We start from the raw sequence: 21,558 nt of genomic DNA, 5'->3' as shown, positions 1-21,558 counted from the left end.
TCATGGAGAAGCGCCTGGGCGTGTGCAACCTGTGTGAAGCGATCTGTGGCCTCGAACTGACGATCGAGGACAACCAGGTCACCGGCGTACGCGGCAACCCCACCGATCCGCTCTCCCGCGGTCACATCTGTCCCAAGGGGACAGCCATCGGGGACATCTACGCCGACCCGGACCGCCTCAAGCACCCCGTCATGCGCGTCGGCGAGGGCGCCGAGGCCGAGTGGAAGGAGATCTCCTGGGAGGCCGCCTTCGAACTCACCGCGAACCGACTGGCGGAGGTGATCAACGAACACGGCGACGACGCACTGGCGATCTACCTCGGCAATCCGAACGTGCACGCCCTCGGAGCATTGACGCACGGTGTGACGATGGCGAACTCGTTCCGGACCCGGAACAAGTTCAGCGCCACGTCCGTGGACCAACTCCCCCACCAGTTGATGTCGTGGCTGCTGTACGGCCACCAACTGCTGCTGCCCATACCGGATCTGGACCGCACCGACTACATCCTGATGTTCGGCGCGAACCCGATGGTGTCCAACGGCTCGCTGATGACGGCCCCTGACTTCCCCAACCGGATCCGGGCGCTCAAGGCACGGGGCGGTTCGATGGTCGTCGTCGATCCTCGGCGTACCGAGACCGCGAAGGTGAGCACCGAGCACGTCTTCGTACGCCCTGGCACCGACGCCTGGGTCCTGCTCGCCCTCCTCAACACGGTCCTGGCGTCCGGCAATGCGACGCCGCCGGCGTACGTGGACAACCTCGACGCGGTGAGGTACGCGGTGGCCGCGTTCACGGCCGAACACGCGGAGGCGATGAGCGGCGTCTCAGCCGCGACGATCGGGCGGCTCGCCGAGGAGTTCATGGCAGCGCCGAGCGCGGTTGCCTACGGCCGGATGGGCGTCTCCACCCAGGAGTTCGGCACGGTGTGCCAATGGGCGATCCAGATGCTGAACCTGGTCACCGGCAACCTCGACCGCGTCGGCGGAGCGATGCTCACCAACCCGGCGATCAATGTCGTCGACATGGGCCTGCTCGGGCCGGGTCACCTCGGTCGTCGGTCGTCGCGCGTACGTGGCCTGAAGGAGTTCGGGGGCGAACTCCCGGTGTCGGTGCTGTGCGAGGAGATCGAGACGCCAGGCGTTGGCCAGATCCGCGCGCTCATCACGAGCGCCGGCAACCCCGTACTGTCCACGCCGAACGGCGCCGCACTGGATCGGGCGCTCCCCGGCCTGGACTTCATGGTGGCGATCGACTTCTACATCAATGAGACGACACGGCACGCCTCTGTGATCCTGCCGCCCGCTTCAGCCCTCGAACGCGACCACTACGACCTCGTCTTCCACCAGCTCGCGGTTCGCAACACCGCCCGGTTCACGCCGGCGATCTTCACGATCGGTCGCGATCAACGTCAGGACTGGGAGATCTACAAAGCCATCGCGCTGCGTACGCAGAGCCGCCTCGCACGGAAGGCCCCGCTGCGCCGCAGCCTGGAGCTCCGCGCCCGACTGCAGTTCTCCCCGACTTTCCTGATCGCGAACCTGCTGCGGCTCGGACGCTCGGGCGTGACGATGAGCAAGCTGCGCGCGCATCCGGAAGGTGTGGATCTCGGCCCGCTGCGGGCAGGCCAGTTCCCACAGCGGCTACGCACGAAGAACAAGCGGGTCGACGCTGCTCCCGCCCTGGTGTTCGACGACCTCGACCGGTTGCAGCGGCAACAGCCGCCAGCCGCTGGCGAACTGCTGTTGATCGGCCGCCGCGGCAAGCAGGACAACAACTCGTGGGGTCACAACCTGCACCGGCTCACGAAGGGACGTGAACGGCATCAGTTGTTCGTCAACCCCGGCGACCTCGCCTCGCGCGGCCTGAGCGACGGCGCCGTGGTGACCGTGACGTCGCGCGTCGGGAGCGTGCAGGTGGAGGCACTCGCGACCGACGACATCATGCCGGGGGTGGTCTCGCTTCCCCACGGCTACGGACATGGTCGGGCCGGCACACAGATGGCGAACGCGAGCCAGGTCCGCGGGGTGTCGATCAACGATCTGACTGACCCCGAACGACTGGATGTCTCCGGCAACGCCGCCTTCAGCGGCGTTCCGGTCACTGTCAGCTGAGCGGCATCGAACGACGCCCTGTCGGTCTTGCCGCTCTGACGCGTGCGGCCGCAAGGCGCGCGAGCGAAGCGGGCCATCGAAGGCCCGCGAGCCGAGCAGCAACGCGGCGGACGCTCCGTCAGAGCGTCAGGACCCGTCGACCCGCTTGAAGAAGCCCGAGATCACTTCGCCCATCTTGTAGCGGTCGTCCCACCTGTGGATCTTGCCGTCACGCACCACGAAGTCGCCGGCCACGTGGAAGCTGGAGGAGAGCGGTCCCCAGCGGAGCACGTCCGTGCGCTGGGTGCGTACGGTCTCGCCGTCCTCGTCGATCTCGTGCATCACGAAGTCGAAGTCGAACGCCAACTTCGGGAGAGCCTTCAGGATCCCGAACACCCGGCGGCCACGGACGGTGGGAAGGCCGGTGTTCAACCATTCGATCTCCGGCGCGAGAAGCGCCGACCCGGTCGGGACATCGGCGATCGCCAGTGCGGCGAAGAAATCTTCGACTACCTCAACGTTGGTCATGCGCCGAGCCTAGGCCTCGGCACCAGCCGGCGACAGTGCACCGGCCGCAGGTCGGCTCGGCCACCAGATCTTGTCGCCGAGATCGAGGTTGAGCGCGGTGACGAGGATCGAGCGGACGATCATTGTGTCCAGCATGACGCCGAGAGCCACGGTGACTCCGAGCTCGGCGAGGAACACCAGCGGGAGCGAGCCGAGGATGAGGAACGTCGCGGCGAGGACGAGGCCGGCCGAGGTGATCACGCCACCGGTCGAGGTCAGGCCGATCAACGCTCCCGCCCGCGTGCCCCGGTGTTGGGCCTCCTCTCGGACGCGGGTCATCAGGAAGATGTTGTAGTCGATCCCCAACGCCACCAGGAACACGAACGCGAACAACGGGAAGCTGGCGTCGGAGCCCGCGAAGTGGAACGCGTACTTGAACAGCAGCACCGAGATGCCCAATGCGGCTCCGAACGACAGCACGACGGTCGCGAGCAGCATCAGCGGTGCCACGAGCGCCCGCAGCAGGATCATCAGCACGAGCAGGACGACCACGAGCACGATCGGGATGATCACCTTGTCGTCGCGCTGGCTCGCCAGTTTGGTGTCGAGATACATCGCCGAAGTGCCCGTGACCAATGCGTCGGCTCCTGGCACAGCGTGTACTGCACTACGGGCCGCGCTGACGGTATCGAACGCCGTCTGAGTCGACAGGTCTGCCTGGATCACTGCTCCGAACGCGATTACGCCACCCTTCGGTGGATCGATCTGGAAGACCTTCTGCTGCGATCCAGGCAAAATCGCAAGACCGTCCACCTTCTCAAGCGCTGCTTGCACCGCTGCGGCCGCGACGGGATCGGCGTTTGCCACAACTAGGAGACGGTTCGAGTTGTCGGCCATGCCGTGCGTGACGAGTACCTTCTGCCCGGCGACCGAGTCGAACTCCTTCGTGTACGTGTGGTCGTTGGTCAGACCGTTGGCATTGAGTTGGACGAGACCGATGCAGGCGATGCCCAACACGAGAGCCGTACCGATCCACACGGCCCGCGGACGTACCGCGATCCGCTGGCCGACTTTGGCCCAGATGCCCGATTCGGTCGGCTCCTCCGAGCCAACCGCCGGACGCTTGGGCCAGAAGATCCAGCGGCCGCAGATGACCAGTAGGGCCGGGAGCAACGTCGCCATGACCAGGTACGTCACCGCGACTCCGACCGCTACGACCGGCCCCATGCCGGACGTGGAACTCATCTCGGCGAAGGTCAGGCACAGCATGCCGAGGATGACGGTGCCGGCGCTGGCGAGGATCGCGGGGGCAGCCCGGTGCAGCGCATGCGCCATCGCCTCGTGACGGTCTTCGTAGTTGCGCAGTTCTTCGCGATATCGCGAGACCAGGAGCAGCGCGTAGTCCGTCCCTGCGCCAATGCAGAGGATCGACAGGATCGCCTGGCTCTGGCCGTTCACCGTGAGGTGCGCGTACTTGGCGAGCATGTAGACGAATCCGAAGGTGACCAAGATGCCGACGACGACCGACACAATCGGCACAAGCCACAACGTGGGACTGCGGTAGACGAAGAGGAGAATGGCCACTACGACACCGAGCGCCGCGATGAGCAGCGTCGAATCGAGACCGCCGAACGCTGCTGAAGCATCGGCAGCAGACCCTCCCTGACCTGTCACGTGCACGGTGACGCCGGAGTGATCGGCGATCTGTCGGATGTCCTTGACCAAGCCAGGCATCTTGCTCCAACCGTTCTTGCCGACGTTGAAGTTCAACGTCAATTGGACGACCTGCTTGTCCTGCGAGAGCAGCGGCGCCGTGATCTTGCCATCGACCGCTGGCGCACCGTCGCTCGACTTGATGCTTTGCAGCGCTGGAACATCGCCCTGCGCGAGCTCCAACAACGGGGTGCCTGTGACGGTGGCGGAGGTGTAGACGACCGTCGTCGCGACTGAGTTCGGGCTCTGGAACGGCGTGAGTTTGTCCAGACCACGGGTGGACTCGGCCGAAGCCGGCAGCCACGAACTGGCTTGGTTGTTCTGGACGTCCGCCAACTTGCTGAAGAACGGAATGGACGCAGCCAGCGCGATGACCCAAAACGCGAGCACAAACCATTTGGTCTTCGGGCTCGTCAAGGTCCCGGCGATCTGTCGATGCATGCTCACAGCCTGCACCAAGGTACGGACACTTTGCATCAGGGATTCCCCTGAGATCAGGCGCGCAGCAACTCTCGCGTACGCCTCACGTCATCCTCGATGACCTCGACCAGCGCCTCGACCGTGGTGAAGGCGACCATCCCGCGGATCCGGGCGACGAACTCGACCTCGACCTCGACGCCGTAAAGATCAAGCCTCTCATCGAGGACGTACGACTCGACGCGTCGGCCGACGACGCCCTCGAACGTCGGGTTGGTCCCGACGCTGATGGCAGCGCGGAAGCGTTCGCGGGTGTCCAGCCTCGTGAGCCATCCGGCGTACACGCCGTCGGCGGGCACCGCGAGCTTGTCGTCGGCGGGGACGTTGGCGGTCGGGAAGCCGAGTTCGCGGCCGCGTTGGTCACCCTTCACCACCACACCACGAACAGTCGGAGCGTGGCCCAGGATCGCGGTGGCACCGGCGACGTCGCCGGAGTCGACGAGCGTACGCACGTCAGTGGAACACCACGCCGCCTCATCCCCGGCGAGCGCGACGCCCTCGACGCGGAAGTCGTACTCCCGACCGAATGCGGTCAGAGATGCCACGTCGCCGGATGCCTTGTGGCCGTACCGGAAGTTGTCGCCGACCACGACCAGAGCGGCGTGGAGCCGATCGACGAGTACTTCGCGGGCGAACTCGTCCGGCGACCACGACGCGACCTCGAGGTCGAACGGGACGGTGAGCACGGCGTCGGCTCCGGCAGCTCGCAACAGTTCCGCACGCTTGACGGCATCCGTGAGGATGCGTGGCGCGATGTCCGGTCGCACGACCGCCATCGGGTGCGGGAAGAACGTGACCGCCACCAGCGGCAGGTCCCCGGCGATCTCCTTGGCGCGCTGGATGACAGCCTGGTGACCGCGATGCACGCCGTCGAAGTTCCCGATCACGACAGCGGTACGGCCGAGGTCAGCTGGAACCTCGGTCAGGCCTCGCCACCAGCTGTCGAACGGACTCTGCACAACGCACAGGCTAGCGACTCGAGTGGTCCCGATCACCAGCCGTGCGTACGGGTGGACCGGATCAGCCGACAAAGACCGCCGACGCCTTGGCCAGGCTCGGCCCGACCGGCTCGTACAAGGCAAGGAACTCACCGTCAGGGGCGAAGACAGCCGTCAGCCCGTCGATCTGGATGCTGAGCCGACGGCCGATCCGTACGTCGACAGCCTGTGTCTCCTCGAGATCAACCCCGGGGAACGCGGCTCGTGCCGCTTCAGCGATCGGCAGCACGACGAAGTCGTCAGCAAGTTCGTCGAGTGTCCGCGCGACGGCGAGGACGTACGGACCCACCGCCGTGCGTCGCAGCGCCGTCAGATGGCCACCGACCCCGAGAGCCTCACCGACGTCGCGCGCGATGGCGCGAATGTAGGTACCGGACGAGCACCGGACCGAGATGTCGACGTCCACGCCGCGGATCGCCCGGACCGTCAGTTCGTGAACGGTCACCGGACGAGCAGGGATTTCGACGTCCTCCCCTGCCCGCACCCGTGCGTACGCCCGTTGTCCGTCGATCTTGATCGCACTCACGGCGGTCGGCCGCTGCATGATGTCGCCGACCTGGCCTGCGAAGGCCGCCCGGACGGCAGCCTCGTCGATCGCAACCTCGACGGGCTCGGAGAGTTCTCCCTCGGCATCGTCGGTCGAGCTGCTCTGCCCCAACCGAACGGTGGCTTCGTAGGACTTCTCGGTGAGCATCAGGTGGCCGAGCAGGCGCGTTGCGCGCTCGACCCCGAGCACCAGCACACCAGTGGCCATCGGGTCGAGGGTCCCAGCATGGCCGACCTTGCGGGTCCCGGCGAGACGACGAACCCGCGAGACGACGTCATGCGACGTCACTCCCGCGGGCTTGTCAACGATCACCAGACCGGATTCAGCCACTACGCCTCGTCCCAGTCATCCGCGTCGTCCTCAGGCTCGTCGCCATCAACGTCTCGCGGCTTCTTGTATGGGTCCTCGTCGCCGGCGTAACTGCTGCCACGGTGGGCGGCGAGCTCGTCGTCGGCAGCCTTGGCACGCGCCAGCACTTCATCCATCTGGCGTGCGGCCTCCGGCAGCGCGTCGTGGACGAACTCCAGCGTCGGTGCGTGCCGCATCCCGAGTTGCTTGGCGACCTCGGACCGGAGCAGACCCTTCGCAGACTCCAGGGCCGCAGCGGTGTCCGCCAACTGTGTGTCGTTCTCCGCACCGAGCACGGTGTAGAAGATCGACGCATGCTGGTTGTCGCCAGAGACACGAACGTCGGTCAAGGTCACGAAACCGACCCGAGGATCCTTGATGCGGCGCTCCAGAAGGTGCGCGACGATCTCCTTGATCCGGTCCGCGATCTTGCGACTGCGTGGGCTACTCATGACTCTCCTGTCGTCGTATCTGACGCCCTTCGCCGACCACTGCGGGACGGACGACGGGCGTCAGATACGTGGAAACCGATCAGCTGCGAGCGATCTCGCGCAGCTCGAACGCTTCGATGATGTCGCCTTCGCGGATGTCCTGGAAGTTCTTCAGGACCAGACCGCACTCGAAGCCCTCGCGGACCTCCGACGCATCGTCCTTCTCGCGCTTGAGCGAGGCCAGGTCGAGGTTGTCGGCGATGACGGCACTGTCGCGAAGGACGCGCACCTTGGCATTGCGACGGATGACACCGCTGGTGACCATACAACCGGCGATGTTGCCGATCTTCGAGCTCTTGAAGAGCGCGCGGATCTCGGCCTGGCCGAGGGTGGCCTCCTCGTACTCCGGCTTGAGCATGCCCTTGAGCGCGGCCTCGATCTCGTCGATCGCCTGGTAGATCACCGTGTAGTATCGGATCTCCACGCCCTCGCGGTCTGCCAGCTCGGTCGCCTTGCCCTGCGGGCGGACGTTGAAGCCGATGATGATCGCGTCGGACGCGGCCGCCAGGTCGACGTTCGTCTCGGTGATCGCACCGACACCACGGTCGATGACGCGGATCGAGACCTCGTCGCCACCGACGTCGATGCTCGCCAGAGCGTCCTCGAGCGCCTCGACGGAGCCCGACACGTCGCCCTTGAGGATGAGGTTGAGAGTCTGCGACTCGCCCTTCTCCATCGTCTTCATGAAGTCCTCGAGCGTGCGGCGGACCGTACGCTTCGCCAACTGCGCGGCACGCTGACGCGACTCACGCTGCTCGGCGATCTGGCGAGCCATCCGGTCGTCCTCGACGACCAGGAAGGAGGCACCAGCGCCCGGTACGGCCGACAGACCGAGAACCATGGCGGGACGACCCGGGGAGGCCTCGTCGATCTCGTTGCCGTACTCGTCGAGCATGGCGCGAACGCGACCGAAGGCCGGACCGGCGACAATCGAGTCACCGGCACGCAGCGTGCCGCGCTGGACGAGCACCGTGGCGACCGGACCGCGACCGCGGTCGAGGTGCGCTTCGATGACCAGACCCTGAGCATCCTGCGTCGGGTTGGCCCGGAGGTCGAGCGCCGCGTCCGCCGTCACGACGACAGCCTCGAGCAGCTTGTCGAGGTTGAGACCGGCCTTCGCCGAGACGTCGACGAACATCGAGTCGCCGCCGTACTCCTCGGGAATCAGCCCGTACTCGGTGAGCTGGCCGCGGACCTTGGTCGGGTCGGCGTCCGGCTTGTCGATCTTGTTGACCGCCACCACGATCGGTACGCCGGCAGCCCTGGCGTGGTTGAGCGCCTCGACCGTCTGCGGCATGACGCCGTCGTCCGCCGCGACCACGAGGATCGCGATGTCGGAGGCCTGCGAACCACGGGCACGCATGGCGGTGAACGCCTCGTGACCGGGGGTGTCGATGAAGGTGATCTTGCGCTCGGTGTCCTCGACCGTCGTGGTCACCTGGTACGCACCGATGTGCTGGGTGATGCCACCGGCCTCGCCTGCCACGACGTTGGCGTTGCGCAGCGCGTCGAGGAGGCGCGTCTTACCGTGGTCGACGTGACCCATGACGGTCACCACCGGCGGGCGTACGACCCAGTCGTCCGCGTCGCCCTCGTCGCCGAACTCGATGTCGAAGGACTCGAGCAGCTCGCGGTCCTCGTCCTCGGGCGAGATGACCTGAACGATGTAGTTCAGCTCCTCACCGAGCAGCTCGAGAGTCTCGTCACCGACAGACTGGGTCGCGGTGATCATCTCACCCAGGCTGAACAGCATCTGGACCAACTGCGACGGATCGACGTTGATCTTCTCGGCGAAGTCCGTCAGCGAGGCGCCACGGGCCAGACGTACGGTCTCACCGTTGCCCTTGCGGACGCGGATGCCACCGATCGTCGGAGCCTCCATGGCCTCGAATTCCTGGCGCTTCGCGCGCTTGGACTTCCGACCCTTCTTGCCGGTCTGCTTGCCGAAGGCGCCGCCGACCTGTCCACGCTGACCGGGACGGTTCGGGCCGCCGCCACCGGGGCGACCGGCGAAACCACCGCCGCCACCCGGAGCGCCACCGGCACCGGGACCGCCACCAGGACGACCACCGAAGCCACCGCCGCCAGGACGACCTGCGCCGCCGGCACCGGGACGGCCAGCGCCAGCGCCAGCGGCACCCGGACGACCGGGGGCACCCGGACGGGCAGCGCCCGCACCGAAGGCCGAGTTGCGCGGCATCATGGCCGGGTTCGGACGAGGCATGCCCGGACGCGCCGGGGCAGCACCGTCGCGAGCCGCCGGCGGCCGCGGTACGCCCGGGACTGCGCCCGGGGTGTTGTCACGAGGAGCCGGAGCGGGCTTGCGGCCCATGCCCTGGCTGGAGGCGAACGGGTTGTTGCCCGGGCGGGGAGCGCCGGGGCGCGGAGCCGTACGCGGTGCGGCAGGCGCAGCGGCAGCAGGGGCGGCCGGAGTTGCCGGAGCCTCCGTGGCAGCGGGCGCGGCCGGGGCAACGGCCGCCGGAGCCTCAGGCTCGGCGGCAGGCGCCGGAGCAGGCTTGGGACCGGGTTTGGGACCGGTGCTCGGGGCAGCTTCAGCGGGCGCGGCCGGAGCGGCAGCCGCCGGAGCAGCCGGAGCCGCGGCAGGTGCCTCAGCGGCCGGCGCAGCGGCGGCCGGCTTCATCTTGGAGAGCAGTTCGGAGCCGTAGGTGTCGGCGAATTTCTTCTCCACCGGCGGGAGGATCGCCGAGGAGGGGCCCTTGACGTACTCGCCGACGCTCTTCAGCTTCTCGACGACATCCTTGGAGGTGGTGCCGTACTTCTTGGCGAGGTCAGAAACCTTGGTGTTGGCCACAGTTGTTCCTTCTGGCCGTCCACCAAGTTGGGGTGGAACGACCGTTATGGGTTGGTGAGAAAGCTCATCGGAAAGTACTCATCGAGTGCTCATGAGCGAGTGCTCCACGCTTCTAGTAGATACCGACAGTCGTTGGTCATTCGGTCACGCGACCCGCCACGTACGCACCCACCGGTGCACTGGACGGCCCGCCCTCGAGCCGCAAGGCCCGGGCGAACGCCTTCCGGCGCACCGCGAGGTCGTAACACTCGATCGTGGGATGCAGGTGCGCCCCACGGCCGGGCACGGCACCCTCAATGTCCGGCTCGACGACCGATTGGCCGTGTCGGATCACTGCAGTCACCCGCACCAACTCGCGTTTGCTGGCACGTTGTCGACAACCGACGCAGGTCCGTATCGGCTCTGCGGTCTCGCATGCTTGTGCGAGCTCAGTCTCTTGGCGTGCCACCAGCGGGAAACTCTACCTGTCGAGGCAACGAGTCCGTTAACTCAGGCGGACGGGGATTCCTCGTCGGATCGAATGTCGATCCGCCAGCCGGTCAGACGCGCTGCAAGGCGGGCGTTCTGACCCTCCTTGCCGATCGCCAACGACAGCTGGAAGTCGGGGACGATCACGCGGGCGGCCCTGGCATCGAGGTCCAGGATCTGCACCTCGGTGACGCGGGCGGGAGACAACGCCGCGGCCACCATCGCGGCCGGGTCGTCGGAGTGGTCGACGATGTCGATCTTCTCCCCGTTGAGCTCGGCCATCACGTTGCGTACGCGCTGGCCCATCGGCCCGATGCAGGCGCCCTTGGCATTGACCCCGGGCTTCGTCGACTTCACCGCGATCTTGGTGCGGTGGCCGGCCTCACGGGCGATCGCGGCGATCTCGACGGTGCCGTCAGCGATCTCCGGCACCTCGAACGCGAAGAGTTTCTTGACCAGGCCCGGGTGCGAGCGCGACAGCGTGATCTGCGGTCCGCGCATCCCCTTGCGTACGGAGGTGACGAGGCACTTGATCCGGGATCCGTGGTCGTAGTTCTCCCCCGGCACGCGCTCCATCATCGGCAGGATCGCCTCGAGCGAGCCGAGGTCCACCATCACGTCGTCGGGGTTGCGGCCCTGCTGGATCACGCCGGAGACGATGTCGCCCTCCTTGCCGGAGAACTCACCGAACTTGATCTCGTCCTCGGCGTCGCGGATGCGCTGCAGCACGATCTGCTTGGCTGTGGTCGCAGCGATCCGCCCGAAGTCGACCGGGGTGTCGTCGTACTCGCCGACCTGGGTGCCCTCAGCGTCGATCTCTGCAGCGAGGATGGTCACGTGGCCGGTCTTGCGGTCGAGGAGAGCCCGTGCGTTCGGGTTCGTGTGCGGAGCCTTGTGGTACGCCGAGAGCAGCGCCTGCTCGATCGCTTCGGCCAGGTGCTCGAAGGAGATGCCGCGCTCGCGCTCGAGCATGCGGAGCAGATTCAGGTCGATGTCCATCAGGACTCCTCTACGTCGTTGGATCGGCGCTGTGTGAACTCGATCTGGATGACAGCTTTCGCGACGTCGGCGTACGCGACCTCTTGCCGGCTCTTCCTGCCCTTCACGTCCTCTTCGAGGATCGCGGCTGCGTCGTCGGCGCTGATGATGCGTCCGGTCACGACACCGCCCTCGAGCAGGGTGACCTTGACCAGCCGACTGATGTTGCGGCGCCAGTGCCGTTCGAGCGTGAGCGGACGGTCGACACCGCGGGAGGTGACCTCCAGCGTGTACGGCTGCTCGCCGAGCACGGTCGTCGTGTCGAGCACATCGTTGATCAACCGGGTGGCCTCGGCGACGTCGTCCAGCGTGATGCCGCCGTCCTTGTCGACCGCGATCCGCAGCACCCGTCGCTTGCCCGCAGGAGTCAGTTCGATCGCTTCAAGGTCATAGCCGGCGGCCTGCAGTGCGGTCACCAGGTCGGGCTCGATCGGGCCCAGGGTGTCGCGGGCCGGTCCGGAGCGTGCCACCGATTCCATCGCTGGAGCCTCCTGAACCTTGAGTTGTCGCCGATGCGCCCACCTCGGCGCGCTGGTGGGACAACCCTATCGGGAGTGGGCGAAAAGTGATCATGGACGCGGGCGTGCCGCGTCCATGATCACTTCATCTGCCCGTTGCGGACCTCTAACGCACGTTGAAGTACCTCGAGATGCTCGATGGCGTACAGGCCGAGTCGCCGTAGTACTGCGCCTTGACGGCGATCGAACCGCGGCCGGTCGGCTTCACGTTGAAGCTGACCACGCCACCCATCGCATGGGTGAGGTTGATGTACTTCAGGATGTTCACGCCCGGGCCGATGATCGACACCTTGAGGGTCCCGGTCACCATCGACGCAGGGTGCACCGCGAACGTCTCCCGCGTCACCTGACCGACCGGCAGCACCTCGTGGCTGTAGGTGAGGCCGATGTAGGTCCGCTGCTTCGTGACGACTGGTGTCGGGGTCGGGGTCGGACTCGGGGTCGCCTGGTCCCAGCCGGAGTTGTAGACGTCCAGGCCGAAGTGGTCCAGGTTCGGGTCGCTCGCGTACCCCGCGTACCCGAGCCGGAAGATGTCCTCGAGGCTGGCCAGCAGCGCGTAGTGGTTGTACGGCGTCGAACTCCAGGAGCCCGGCTTCGTCCACTTCGAGATCACCAGGGCGCCGATCAGTCCGCCGCCGTCGTTGGTGATCCCCGCCTTCGGGGTGTTCACAGCGGTCTCACCACAACACGCAGTCTGACCAGTGATGTCGTTGTCCGAGCCCGGATAGTCGGCCTCATCGGCCGTGATCACCAGGACTCCGTCGGTCTTGAACGCCGGCGACGCCATGATCCGGGGAACCCAAACCTTCATCCACGCATCGATGCTCTTCAGACCGCCGGGCTGCCCGTTCGCACACGGTGCGTCGTGTCCGTCGTTGCAGAGGTCGGGCGTGATCAGTGAGTACTCGGGAGTGCTGCCGTACGTGCTCAGGTCCTTGCTCAACTGGGTGAGCGGTACGACGTGCGCGGCACAGTTCGTCGGGTTGTCGATGATGTCGTGGAAGTACATGAAGGGGTTGTGACGCGTCGCGTACTCGGACGTCGCGGTGGCTTTCTGCGTGTTGTCGACGCCGCCGACAGTCGGGTGCTGACACGGCGTCGCCATGTCCTCCTCGTACCCCTTCCACGTGTGGCGGGAGTTCTGCAGCTGCATGGCGAGGCTCGCGGTGCCCTTCGGGAAGATGCACCCGGTGCCACGGAGCTGATGCATTGCCGCCGTACCCGCCGAGACGAAATTCGAGTACGTCTGGCAGTCACCCTGCATCTCGGGGTTGGGACCCTGCCCGGAGAGCTGCGCGATGTAGTTCGGCTCCGAGTTGTGGGCCGTCCCGTAGTACGAGGTCAACAACGCACCCTTCGAACGCAGGGTCGTGGCCAGGTACGGGTCGCCGCCATTGCCGGCACCGATCCCGTAGCCATTGCCGTCGACACCGTCTCCCCAGGTGTTGGTGAAGCCCTTGTTCTCGATGTTGATGACGAACACATGCTTGGCCGGCGGCACGTACGCCGCGATCTTGCTGTTGGTCACCGCGTCGAGCGTGTCGTGCTGGACGGCTGCGTCGTGGTTGTGAAGCACAATGGCGCCGCCGACGAAGGCGACGGCCACGAAGGTGAGCGACGCGACGATGCGACGGAAGCCGGCCTTGCGGCCGAACGTCAGGGCGGTCATACCGGCAACACCACTCCCAGCTTCTGGGCGAGAGCCTTGAGGTCGCCCCATTCAGAGAATTCCGAGCCGAGCTCGGCGGTCGAGACGCCCGTTCCGGCCGTGCACCCGAGCGGGGTGAAGTTGGGAACGGTGTAGGCCGGAGCCGTCAGGTTGGGGCTGGCGACCGATGAGAAGTCGAGAGCCTCAGCCAGGTTCCGGGCGTTCGCGTCGCGTACGGTCAGCGGTGGCAGTCCGAAGCGCCACTCGATCATCTTCAACACCGACGTGTGGTCGTACGTGTTGTGCCCGACGTGGCCGCGGCGGGCGAGGGGCGAGATGACGATCGTCGGGACACGGAAGCCGCGCAGCGCAGTCTTCGCGGACACATCCGGAGCCTTCTCCGGCGCCACGTGGTCGTAGAAGCCGCCCCATTCGTCGAACGTGATCACCAGCACGGTCTTGTCCCAGTTGGGGCTGGTGCGAACAGCGTCGTACACCTCGTTGAGGAACGCCTCCCCCGCCCGGATGTCCGCGTGCGGGTGGTCGTCGTTCGACGTACCTGATGCCTCGTCCTCGAAACGCGGGTCGATGTAGGACACAGCGGGCAACTGGCCGAGAGCTGCCTGCGTCTTGAACAGCGCGTACGGCTGACTGATGGCGAGATGCTTGGTGTACCAGAGCGCCGTGAAGGGCACGTCGTTGAAGAAGTAGGTGCCCTTGACTCCGGCAGCCGCAAGGCTGTCCCAGATCGTCGGAAGGGTGCTCTGGGCCATGCCGTTGTGCAGCCGGTCCGTCTGTGCGGAGTGCATGTAGAAGCGGTTGGGGTACGTCTCGGCCATCACCGCGGAGAAGTAGCGGTCGAAAGTCGTCCAGTCCTGGGCAGCCCGTCCGAGGAACGGCAGATCCGCCTTGTCGTAGTACCCGATCGCCGAGACGTCGTTGAGACCTGCCTTGAGGAACCCGTCGCACTTGCCGTCGTTGAACTCGATCCGACCACCTTCGTAGGAGTGGTCCGGGTCGTTGAAACCGCAGTTGTTGAACGCGGCGAGGTGATAGGTCTTCTGAGGGACGCCGTAGCGGTCGACGTACGTCAGGCCAGCCTGCTTGCCGTCGGCATTCGGCACCCACCCGAGGAAGTGGTCGAAGGATCGGTTCTCCATCATCACGACGACGATGTGTTCGATCCCCGAGTCGGCCGGCGCGGGAAGCGCCGGATAGGTGGACACGGGACCGACCGAGCCGAAGCCCTCAGCCGCTCCCGCCATTGCCAGGCCCGCGCCGCCGGCGACAGCGCCAGCGGCTCCGAGAAGCGTGCGTCGAGAAATGGTCACGCCTCATGGAACGCGGGCCCACCCGGTCAGGTGACGCAGATCCCGAGAGGTTTACCGACTGTTCACAGTGGCAGTGATCGAGGCCACAGCATCGGCGATTGCGACCGCAGTGGCTTCTCCGGTACGGCGGTCCTTGACGTCGATCGTCCCGTCGACCAGACCGCGTCCCACCGTCACGATCGTCGGCACACCGATGAGCTCGGCGTCCTTGAACTTCACTCCGGGACTGATCTTGCCGGCGCGATCATCGAGCAGGACGTCGATGCCCGCAGCCTCCAGGCCCTTCGCCAAGGCCTCGGCGGCCTCGAAGATCTCAGCCTCCTTGCCCGCGGCGACAATGTGCACGTCGTACGGCGCCACGTTGCGCGGCCAGCACAGGCCGATCTCGTCGAGGGTGCCCTCCGCAATCGCAGCCACCGCGCGAGTGACGCCGATGCCGTACGACCCCATCGTGACCGTCACGAGCTTGCCGTTGACGTCGAGCACCTTGAGGTCGAGCGCCTCCGCGTACTTGCGGCCCAACTGGAAGATGTGGCCCATCTCGATGCCGCGAGCGGTGCTCAGCGCGCCCTCGGCACAGTTCGGGCAGCCGTCGCCGTCGCGTACCTCGGCGACCTCGATGAGGCCGTCCGGGGTGAAGTCCCGACCGGCGACCAGCGACACGACGTGCTTTCCGTGGTCATCGGCACCGGCGACCCAGGCCGATCCGTCGACCACCCGCGGGTCGACCAGGAACCTGATGCCCTCGGCAATGATGGCCTTGGGACCGATGTATCCCTTGACGAGGCTCGGGTGCTTGGCGAAGTCAGCCGCACCGAACAGCTGGACCTCGATGCCCTCGCCGAGGTACGCCTCGAGCCGCTTCCCGTCGACCTCCCGGTCGCCGGGGACACCGATGCCCAGCTCCTCAGTGGTGCCGTCGACGTGAGTGATCGTGAAGAGAAGGGTCTTGAGCGTGTCCGCTCCGGTCCAGATCCGCTCCTGCGCCTGTTCAGCGTTCAGGAACGCCACCAGCTTCTCGATCGTCTCCGCACCCGGCGTGTCGACGACCTCCGCGGCCGCGAGGCCGGCGGCGTCGATCGCCAGCGGTGCGCGGGTCTGGACGGCTTCGACGTTGGCGGCATAGTCGCAGTTGTCGCAGCGTACGAAGGTGTCCTCACCGACCTCGGCCTTCGCGAGGAACTCCTCCGACTTCGAGCCGCCCATGGCACCCGCGGTGGCCTTGACCACCGCGTACTCGAAACCGAGCCGGTCGAAGATGTTGATGTACGCCGCACGGTGAGCGTTGTAGCTCGCGTCCAGGCCGGCGTCGTCGACATCGAAGGAGTACGAGTCCTTCATGATGAACTCGCGCCCACGCAGCAGGCCCGCGCGCGGACGCGCCTCGTCGCGGTACTTGTTCTGGATCTGGTAGATCGACAGCGGCAGGTCCTTGTACGAGCTGTACAGGTCCTTCACCAGGAGTGTGAACATCTCCTCGTGCGTGGGGCCGAGCAGGTAGTCCGCATCCTTGCGGTCCTTGAGACGGAAGATGCCGTCGCCGTACTCGGTCCAGCGACCGGTGGCCTCGTACGGTTCACGCGGAAGCAGAGCCGGGAAGGTGACTTCCTGGGCGCCGATCGCATCCATCTCCTCGCGCACGATGCCCTCGACCTTGCGCAGGACGCGGAGGCCCAGCGGCAGCCAGGTGTAGATGCCGGGAGCAGCACGACGGATGTAGCCGGCGCGTACGAGGAGCCGGTGGCTCGGGACCTCGGCGTCAGACGGGTCCTCCCGCAGTGTGCGTACGAAGAGCGTCGAGAGCCTGGCGATCATGGGCGCAAGGCTACTGGGGTGCCGGGGTCACAGCCGAACCGATTCCGCGGCCGGCGGCGTACGTGAGGGTGGACCGAAGTGACAGAAGAGGCGCCGATCCGGCCCGTAGTCGCCTCACCAGCAACATCGGTCCACCGCTGGGCAGGGAGTTAGGCCTTCGCCTCGCGCGCCGTCTTGAGCATGGCGCTGATCATCGGCCACTGCAGTGGCAGGCGGGCCAGCGTGGCGATCTTGTATCCGGTGTTGTGCGTCTTCTGGGCGCCGAGCGCCATCTGCACGTTGCCCGGGTAGACACCGATCAGCAGCGCCGCACTGGCCAGCGCGCCCATGCGGCGCGTCCTGGGGTTCACGACCGCAGCCGCACAGACGAGTTCTGCCACACCGGAGCCGACAACGATCTCCTTGTGCGCCGGCAGCCACTCGGGCATGAGGGCGTCGAACGTCTGCGGACGGACGACGTGGATCGTTCCGCTGACGACGAATGCGCCGACAACTGCCTTGGTGATCGGGGACAAGCCACTCATCATCGCTCCTTGGTGAAGGTGATCCGCAGGATCGTCGAAATCGGGTGTGGACTCTCGCCGCCGACGACGTACGCGAAATTGCCTCCGGTGACGATGGCGGCGTCAGCCAGCACGTACGGCAGCTTCCCTGCGTCGGCGAACTTGTCGGTGGCGGGATCGAACCACCACATCTGGTCAGTCATCGCTCCCGAGCTGGCGTCCGTACGTCCACCGAGGATCAGGACCTTGTCCTGGAAGCGGAACGCGGAGGCGTGTCCGATCGCCATAGGGAGATGGGCCACCACCTGTCCCTTGCCGGTGGCGGTGTCGAACGTCTGGACGACATTCGATTCAGCGCCCGACGCCTCACCGCCGAACAGCCACACCTTGGCTCCGAAGACCGCCGTCGCGGCGTATCGCAGCGGCACTACGAGCGAGCCGACTGTGGTCCACGTCCTGCCGTCGCTCGATGACACAACACTGCTCACGGCGGGCGTGACCGCGTCATACCCACCGAGAACGAACGTCCTGCCCCCAGTGGACACGGCAACCAGATCCGAGCGGGTCGTCGGCAGGTGTCCGACCACACTCCAAGCGCCACCCGACCATTGCTGGACCACTGATTGCTCAGAGCTGTTCCCGCCGCCGATCACCAGCGGTCCGGCGGCGTTCTGGCTCCCCGCCGTGTCGTGGACAGGAACCTTCAGGGCCGGGAGGGAGGTCACCTTGCCGGCGCCGAGGTCGATCTCTTGCGCTGCGTCAGTAGTGGTGTCGCCGACGACCAGACCGCCCGCGATGATCGCCCCACTCGGTGTCTGGATGATGGCCTCACGACCAACGCCCGTAACCAGCCGGTACGGCATCACGTCGACGATCGGATGCGCGAGCGTCACAGGAATCGGCAGCACGCTGGAGCCGACCGAGGAGCCTCCTGTGGTCGGCGTGCTCTGCGCCGCGGTTGACCCACAGGCGGTGAGGGTCGCCAGGGCAGCGACCGCGAGGGCACGCCTCATCGGGTGACGCCCGTGTGTCCGATGGAGTAGCGACCGGGCTGCGGCCAGACCAGCAGGCCGTGCGGCATCCCGCCGACGCGGATCTTGGCCACCACGGCACCGGTGGTCGTGTCGAAGCCGAGGACCCAGCCCTCGTTGCGCGCCGAGATCCACAGGGTCTTGCCGTCAACACTCAGACCACCCATGTCTAGGTGGTAGTGCTCCGGGGTCTGCCAGGTCGCGACGAACTTCTCCTGAGCCAGGTCGAAGACCTGGACCGCCCCGGCACCGCGAGCGGTGACGAAGGCGCGTTGCTGATCGCGACTGAAGTAGATGCCGTGAGGCATCGTCATCGTCGAGTACTCCTTGGCGACGGTGAAGTCGTTCCACGGGATCTGGACGAGCTTGTTGAGCATCATCGCGGCGACATAGAAGCTGCGGCCGTCCGGTGCGAGGCGTACGTCCTGTGGCATGGCGCCGTTGCCCAGCGAGAGATGACCGACGACTGACTGAGTGACTGTGTCGATCTTGAGCAGTTCGCCGGAGAACTCGCAGCTCACGATGAAGTAGCGGCCGTTCGCGGAGAAGTCGGCGTGGTTCGGACCCTGGCAGGCGGGATCCGAGATGGTCTTGATGACCTTGAAGGTGTTCGGGTCGGTGAACTGGATCTTCTGGTGCTGCTCGTCCATCTCCACACCGAACTTGCCGTCCGGCGTGAAGTACAGGTTGTACGGGCGTTCGATGGAGTACGAGGTCGCCGCCTGTCCCGTGGCTGGGTCGATGCCGTAGAGACGGTTCGCAACGCTCGCCTCGACGAAGATGTGACGCAGGTCGTGCGACGGTGTCACGTGCTGCGACAGCACGCCCGACGGAAGCACCCGGACGATCTTGTGGGTGTGCTGGTCGATGACGGTGGTCGTGCCGCCGGAACTCTCGTTGCTGTCCGGCACATAGATGTACGCCGGGTCGCCCTCGACAGCCGGAGACAGGCTTGTCGAGTCGCCGTACACACCGTTGGCCGGGATCTCCGGCATCCCCGGAAGCGGGTCCGCGAACGGGTTGCCGGAGGCGCCGACCGCGCCGGGCGAGGCGGAAGGCGCGGTGGCGGTCGGCGACGCCATCGGCGTGGTCATGTCGATGCCGGGCATCGAGCTGCTGCCCGTGCCTGACGGCGAGGACGACCCACACGCGGTGAGCGCCAGGGAGGCGATTCCAGTGGCAAACAGACCGATCTTGCGCATGCCGGCCATCCTTGCAGAGTTACCTGAAGCGACCCGTTCAGAACATGATCGTCGAGAACCTGGCGGTCTCAACGAAGCCGACCCGGGCGTACGCGGCCCGCGCGGCGGCATTCCATTCGTTGACGTAGAGCGAGACCCGGGGCGCGATCGAGGCGCGTACGGCCTCCACGACGGCCGCAACACCCGCGGCCGCATGCCCCTGGTTGCGGTGTTCGGGCGCGACGTACACGCCCTGGATCTGGGCTGCGTACGGGGTGGCACAGGCGACCTCGGCCTTGAAGACCAGTCGGCCGTCGTCGATCCGGGCGAACGACCAGCCGCGGTTCATCAGCTGCCGCACGCGGGCACGGTACGCCTCTCCCCCGGCGGCGACCTCCGGCGAGACCCCCACCTCCTCGGTGTACATCGCCACGCAGGCGGGGTACAGCACGCCGAAGTCCTCAGCCACCGTCAACCGGACGGCGGGGTCTGGCTCGACCAGAGGTTGGGAGCCGATCTCCAGGTGCGGCTGACGCCAGCGGATGTCACGAGGCGGGTCCCAGGACCTGCGGAGTACGTCCCACATCGCCTCGACGTGTTCATGGCGACCGACCAGCGTGGAGACCGTCCGCTCCTTGCCGGCCGCCCGCTCGGCGAAGGCGACCGCGTCATCCACGGAGCCGCCGACCGGGACCAGGTTCGCGCCGACGTGACAGGCAGCGACCAGGCCGCCGTCGCTGAACCGACCCCACATCTCAGCGCCCAACCAGCGGGCATCGAGGGAGGTCCCGCGCGCCCGGTATTCGGCGAACACGTCGAGGACAGGATCACGGAGGGTGAGTGCGAGGAACGCGCCGAGATCGTCAGCGCGCAACGGCTTGATGCCGTCCCGGACCGGGACTCCCATGCTCAGGAGACGGACACGCTCGCGGAGGCACCCTCGACGGCCTCCATCGACTCGGCGAGCTTCATCGCCTCCTCGATCAGGGTCTCGACGATGAGCGCCTCGGGCACTGTCTTGATGACCTCGCCCTTGACGAAGATCTGGCCCTTGCCGTTGCCGCTGGCGACGCCCAGGTCGGCCTCACGGGCCTCGCCGGGGCCGTTGACGACGCAGCCCATGACTGCCACACGGAGCGGGACCTCCAGGCCGTCCAGCCCTGCGGTGACCTGCTCGGCGAGGGAGTAGACGTCGACCTGCGCGCGGCCGCAACTCGGGCAGGAGACGATCTCGAGCTTGCGCTCGCGCAGGTTGAGGCTCTGCAGGATCTGGAGGCCCACCTTGACCTCCTCGACCGGCGGAGCCGACAGGCTGACCCGGATGGTGTCGCCGATGCCCTTGCTCAGCAACGCACCGAAGGCCGTCGCGGACTTGATCGTCCCCTGGAAGGCCGGGCCCGCCTCGGTCACGCCGAGGTGCAGCGGCCAGTCGCCGCTCTCGGCGAGGAGTTCGTACGCGCGCACCATCACGACCGGGTCGTTGTGCTTGACCGAGATCTTGAAGTCACGGAAGCCGTGCTCCTCGAAGAGGCCGGCCTCCCAGACAGCACTCTCGACGAGGGCCTCGGGGGTGGCCTTGCCGTACTTCTCCAGCAGGCGCTTGTCGAGTGACCCGGCGTTGACGCCGATCCTGATGCTGGTGCCGTGGTCCTGGGCTGCCCGGGCGATCTCCTTGACCTGGTCGTCGAACGCACGGATGTTGCCCGGGTTGACCCGGACCGCTGCACACCCGGCCTCGATGGCGGCGAAGACGTACTTCGGCTGGAAGTGGATGTCGGCGATGACCGGGATCTGGGAGTGCTTCGCGATCTCCGCGAGCGCGTCAGCGTCGTCCTGGCTCGGGCAGGCGACCCGGACGATGTCGCAGCCGGCAGCGGTGAGTTCGGCGATCTGCTGCAGCGTGGTGTTGACGTCGCTGGTGAGCGTCGTGGTCATCGACTGCACCGACACCGGCGAATCCGATCCGACGCCGACCTTGCCGACCTTGATCTGGCGGGTCTGACGGCGCGGCGCGAGCACCGGCGGCGGAAGTGCGGGCATGC

At 66.6% G+C, this 21,558-nt stretch carries 18 protein-coding genes; 1 reads left to right on the top strand and 17 read right to left on the bottom strand.

Annotated elements, in window-relative coordinates; all coding sequences use genetic code 11:
- Positions 1-2 precede the first annotated feature (2 nt).
- Positions 3-2,111, top strand: a complete 2,109-nt coding sequence (locus tag KCTC_RS12610; protein ID WP_125569590.1) for a molybdopterin-dependent oxidoreductase — start codon at positions 3-5, stop codon at positions 2,109-2,111.
- A gap of 126 nt (positions 2,112-2,237) precedes the next feature.
- Here the strand turns inward: KCTC_RS12610 and KCTC_RS12605 are convergent, their stop codons facing one another.
- The 17 genes from KCTC_RS12605 to ispG form a co-directional block, all read right to left on the bottom strand.
- On the bottom strand, positions 2,238-2,618 hold the full coding sequence (locus tag KCTC_RS12605; protein ID WP_125569589.1) for a limonene-1,2-epoxide hydrolase family protein: 381 nt from the start codon (positions 2,616-2,618) through the stop codon (positions 2,238-2,240).
- 9 nt (positions 2,619-2,627) lie between these two features.
- Complete coding sequence (locus tag KCTC_RS12600) at positions 2,628-4,751, bottom strand: MMPL family transporter (RefSeq protein ID WP_125569588.1); 2,124 nt, start codon at positions 4,749-4,751, stop codon at positions 2,628-2,630.
- 53 nt (positions 4,752-4,804) lie between these two features.
- Positions 4,805-5,746: a bifunctional riboflavin kinase/FAD synthetase gene (locus tag KCTC_RS12595; protein WP_231998726.1), complete on the bottom strand. Its 942-nt coding sequence runs from the start codon at positions 5,744-5,746 to the stop codon at positions 4,805-4,807.
- A gap of 61 nt (positions 5,747-5,807) precedes the next feature.
- Positions 5,808-6,662 (bottom strand): tRNA pseudouridine(55) synthase TruB, encoded by an 855-nt coding sequence (gene truB, locus KCTC_RS12590; protein WP_125569587.1) that lies wholly within the window; start codon positions 6,660-6,662, stop codon positions 5,808-5,810.
- Positions 6,662-7,132, bottom strand: coding sequence for a 30S ribosome-binding factor RbfA (gene rbfA, locus KCTC_RS12585; protein WP_125569586.1), 471 nt, complete (start codon positions 7,130-7,132; stop codon positions 6,662-6,664). The genes truB and rbfA overlap by 1 nt, the downstream gene beginning before the upstream one ends.
- Before the next feature lie 79 nt (positions 7,133-7,211).
- Positions 7,212-9,983 carry a translation initiation factor IF-2 gene (gene infB / locus KCTC_RS12580; RefSeq protein ID WP_125569585.1) on the bottom strand — a complete coding sequence of 924 codons (2,772 nt, stop codon included), beginning with the start codon at positions 9,981-9,983 and terminating at the stop codon, positions 7,212-7,214.
- A 136-nt stretch (positions 9,984-10,119) separates the two neighbouring features.
- Entirely contained in the window at positions 10,120-10,431 is a 312-nt protein-coding gene (locus KCTC_RS12575; RefSeq protein ID WP_125569584.1) for a YlxR family protein, read from the bottom strand.
- Between the two features lie 41 nt (positions 10,432-10,472).
- Positions 10,473-11,450, bottom strand: a complete 978-nt coding sequence (gene nusA / locus KCTC_RS12570; RefSeq protein WP_125569583.1) for a transcription termination factor NusA — start codon at positions 11,448-11,450, stop codon at positions 10,473-10,475.
- A complete protein-coding gene (rimP, locus tag KCTC_RS12565; protein ID WP_125569582.1) occupies positions 11,450-11,968 on the bottom strand; it encodes a ribosome maturation factor RimP in 519 nt (172 codons plus the stop codon). Before rimP ends, nusA begins: the two co-directional genes overlap by 1 nt.
- Positions 11,969-12,113: 145 nt before the next feature.
- On the bottom strand, positions 12,114-13,676 hold the full coding sequence (locus KCTC_RS12560; protein ID WP_125569581.1) for an alkaline phosphatase family protein: 1,563 nt from the start codon (positions 13,674-13,676) through the stop codon (positions 12,114-12,116).
- Entirely contained in the window at positions 13,673-14,986 is a 1,314-nt protein-coding gene (locus tag KCTC_RS12555) for an alkaline phosphatase family protein (RefSeq protein ID WP_231998724.1), read from the bottom strand. The genes KCTC_RS12560 and KCTC_RS12555 overlap by 4 nt, the downstream gene beginning before the upstream one ends.
- 51 nt (positions 14,987-15,037) lie before the next feature.
- Complete coding sequence (locus tag KCTC_RS12550; protein WP_125569580.1) at positions 15,038-16,801, bottom strand: proline--tRNA ligase; 1,764 nt, start codon at positions 16,799-16,801, stop codon at positions 15,038-15,040.
- A gap of 149 nt (positions 16,802-16,950) precedes the next feature.
- Positions 16,951-17,325 carry a DoxX family protein gene (locus KCTC_RS12545; protein ID WP_125569579.1) on the bottom strand — a complete coding sequence of 125 codons (375 nt, stop codon included), beginning with the start codon at positions 17,323-17,325 and terminating at the stop codon, positions 16,951-16,953.
- Positions 17,325-18,317 carry a Kelch repeat-containing protein gene (locus tag KCTC_RS12540; RefSeq protein WP_125569578.1) on the bottom strand — a complete coding sequence of 331 codons (993 nt, stop codon included), beginning with the start codon at positions 18,315-18,317 and terminating at the stop codon, positions 17,325-17,327. Before KCTC_RS12540 ends, KCTC_RS12545 begins: the two co-directional genes overlap by 1 nt.
- Positions 18,314-19,537, bottom strand: coding sequence for a YncE family protein (locus KCTC_RS12535; RefSeq protein ID WP_125569577.1), 1,224 nt, complete (start codon positions 19,535-19,537; stop codon positions 18,314-18,316). Before KCTC_RS12535 ends, KCTC_RS12540 begins: the two co-directional genes overlap by 4 nt.
- A 37-nt stretch (positions 19,538-19,574) precedes the next feature.
- Positions 19,575-20,423 (bottom strand): GNAT family N-acetyltransferase, encoded by an 849-nt coding sequence (locus tag KCTC_RS12530; protein ID WP_125569576.1) that lies wholly within the window; start codon positions 20,421-20,423, stop codon positions 19,575-19,577.
- Between the two features lie 2 nt (positions 20,424-20,425).
- Positions 20,426-21,556, bottom strand: coding sequence for a flavodoxin-dependent (E)-4-hydroxy-3-methylbut-2-enyl-diphosphate synthase (gene ispG, locus KCTC_RS12525; protein WP_125570165.1), 1,131 nt, complete (start codon positions 21,554-21,556; stop codon positions 20,426-20,428).
- Positions 21,557-21,558 lie beyond the last annotated feature (2 nt).

Origin of the sequence: Nocardioides baekrokdamisoli (assembly GCF_003945325.1) — a bacterium.
Taxonomy (GTDB): domain Bacteria; phylum Actinomycetota; class Actinomycetes; order Propionibacteriales; family Nocardioidaceae; genus Nocardioides; species Nocardioides baekrokdamisoli.
This window is presented reverse-complemented; position numbering and strand designations above follow the sequence as displayed.

Bases quoted from the DNA above. Each gene is read 5' to 3' on its own strand.
- KCTC_RS12610 (WP_125569590.1), top strand. From the start codon at position 3: ATGGAGAAGCGCCTGGGCGTGTGCAACCTGTGTGAAGCGATCTGTGGC.
- KCTC_RS12605 (WP_125569589.1), bottom strand. From the start codon at position 2,618: ATGACCAACGTTGAGGTAGTCGAAGATTTCTTCGCCGCACTGGCGATC.
- KCTC_RS12600 (WP_125569588.1), bottom strand. From the start codon at position 4,751: ATGCATCGACAGATCGCCGGGACCTTGACGAGCCCGAAGACCAAATGG.
- rbfA (WP_125569586.1), bottom strand. From the start codon at position 7,132: ATGAGTAGCCCACGCAGTCGCAAGATCGCGGACCGGATCAAGGAGATC.
- nusA (WP_125569583.1), bottom strand. From the start codon at position 11,450: ATGGACATCGACCTGAATCTGCTCCGCATGCTCGAGCGCGAGCGCGGC.
- rimP (WP_125569582.1), bottom strand. From the start codon at position 11,968: ATGGAATCGGTGGCACGCTCCGGACCGGCCCGCGACACCCTGGGCCCG.
- KCTC_RS12560 (WP_125569581.1), bottom strand. From the start codon at position 13,676: ATGACCGCCCTGACGTTCGGCCGCAAGGCCGGCTTCCGTCGCATCGTC.
- KCTC_RS12550 (WP_125569580.1), bottom strand. From the start codon at position 16,801: ATGATCGCCAGGCTCTCGACGCTCTTCGTACGCACACTGCGGGAGGAC.
- KCTC_RS12545 (WP_125569579.1), bottom strand. From the start codon at position 17,325: ATGAGTGGCTTGTCCCCGATCACCAAGGCAGTTGTCGGCGCATTCGTC.
- KCTC_RS12540 (WP_125569578.1), bottom strand. From the start codon at position 18,317: ATGAGGCGTGCCCTCGCGGTCGCTGCCCTGGCGACCCTCACCGCCTGT.
- KCTC_RS12535 (WP_125569577.1), bottom strand. From the start codon at position 19,537: ATGCGCAAGATCGGTCTGTTTGCCACTGGAATCGCCTCCCTGGCGCTC.
- KCTC_RS12530 (WP_125569576.1), bottom strand. From the start codon at position 20,423: ATGGGAGTCCCGGTCCGGGACGGCATCAAGCCGTTGCGCGCTGACGAT.
- ispG (WP_125570165.1), bottom strand. From the start codon at position 21,556: ATGCCCGCACTTCCGCCGCCGGTGCTCGCGCCGCGCCGTCAGACCCGC.